General features: G+C 49.8%; 2 protein-coding genes and 1 pseudogene. All 3 read left to right on the top strand.

Annotation, left to right across the window (positions count from 1 at the left end; translation table 11 throughout):
* Window positions 1-18: 18 nt before the first annotated feature.
* On the top strand, window positions 19-438 hold the full coding sequence (locus JCM11216_RS14170) for a hypothetical protein (protein ID WP_054854610.1): 420 nt from the start codon (window positions 19-21) through the stop codon (window positions 436-438).
* A gap of 57 nt (window positions 439-495) precedes the next feature.
* On the top strand, window positions 496-801 hold the full coding sequence (locus JCM11216_RS14165) for a hypothetical protein (protein ID WP_054854611.1): 306 nt from the start codon (window positions 496-498) through the stop codon (window positions 799-801).
* A 23-nt stretch (window positions 802-824) separates the two neighbouring features.
* Window positions 825-1,305, top strand: a pseudogene (locus tag JCM11216_RS14160) (hypothetical protein); the annotation flags it as partial.

Below are 1,305 nucleotides of genomic sequence, written 5' to 3'. Positions count from 1 at the left end.
AGCCAACTGGCTTTGTTGATGAGCCTACCAATACACGTTGTGCTTCAGGCTGGGAATGTGACTGCGATAAACGCCACCAAGGTCGTTAATGAGGTTGTTAACGCAATAGTCTCGCCGGTATTCAAGGCATTACTGGCAATTGGCGGGCTAGCCTTCCTAATTGGGATTGGGATGATTCTGTACAACGTTGTTGAGTACATAGTGCACCCAACGAGCTTCGGCAGGAGCGGCGCACTGAGCGAGGTCTTCGGGCACCACAAGAGGATCATTGGTGGTGCCCTAGGCATTTGGCTCAGCATCTACATAATCTTCCTAATAGCCTCAATAATTGGGGGGGTGTCCAATGCGAGCCCGGCCAGTGAGGCCACGTACGTACTGATCCAAATGTTCAAAAACCTAATGAACTACCTAGGAATGGCAATCGGGAGCCCGACGTAGTTTAAAGCCACCACCCCCCCTTTAAAACTAGCCATGAAATCAGGTTGGTGGTTTGTCATGAAATCCGGTGGATTAACCTCTGTGGCTACCGCCGTTATAATGGCTTTAGCAATCATTGCCATCATTGGCTTAATCGTGATCAGCACACCACTGGCTAGGTCAATCGTTGATAGGACCAACTGGGCCAGCTTAATGGGTAGTTACGAGCCACCAAAGCCAATAAACTCGTCGATTGGGTTTGGCGAGCCGGCTCTAGATGGTTACTGCCTCGTTTATAGCGTGAGTAATGGTTATTACAACGTTACGTATTACTCATGCCCTTCAATAATTGCGAATAACACAGCCGCTCAACAACCACCTTAAAAGCCAGTTAATTAATTCATTTGATGGGCTTTGAAGAGGTATTCACCGGGGGGGTAATCGGCTTTGTAATGGCTATGGCTGTGATGGGCTTGGTCATTGGTGGTGTACTCTACGGATACTACCAATACGTGCAGAATCAAGTACTGGCCAACTACCTATGGCCAGTGGTCGACGTTGTCCCCCCCTACAAAGGTGGCTACTACGTGGCCGTGATCAACACTGGTCACGAGCCATTCTTCGTCAAAACCATATTCTTCAGTGATGGCAGTCACTTAAACGTTGAGTCCAGGGTGCTTCACCACAGCGAGGCCTGGTTCTATGAGGTTAGTGAACTGCCTAGTGCAGTCATGGTTTGCTCAGCCATTAAGCCCAGCGTTTGCATCATTGCCAAAGCCAGTGGTTGGGCTTTAATCGATGACGCACCGCCGGGCTCCGGCTGGGTTAATGTAACCTTCATTGTTGACCCATGGGCTGTGGGTGGTTTGGCCTGGGTTGGTGTTGGGG

The sequence above is a fragment of the Vulcanisaeta distributa JCM 11216 genome (assembly GCF_001315985.1).
Taxonomy (GTDB): Archaea; Thermoproteota; Thermoprotei; order Thermoproteales; family Thermocladiaceae; genus Vulcanisaeta; species Vulcanisaeta distributa_E.
This window is presented reverse-complemented; position numbering and strand designations above follow the sequence as displayed.

Excerpts from the sequence above, each read along its gene's own strand:
- JCM11216_RS14170 (WP_054854610.1), top strand. The coding sequence starts at position 19 with ATGAGCCTACCAATACACGTTGTGCTTCAGGCTGGGAATGTGACTGCG.
- JCM11216_RS14165 (WP_054854611.1), top strand. The coding sequence starts at position 496 with ATGAAATCCGGTGGATTAACCTCTGTGGCTACCGCCGTTATAATGGCT.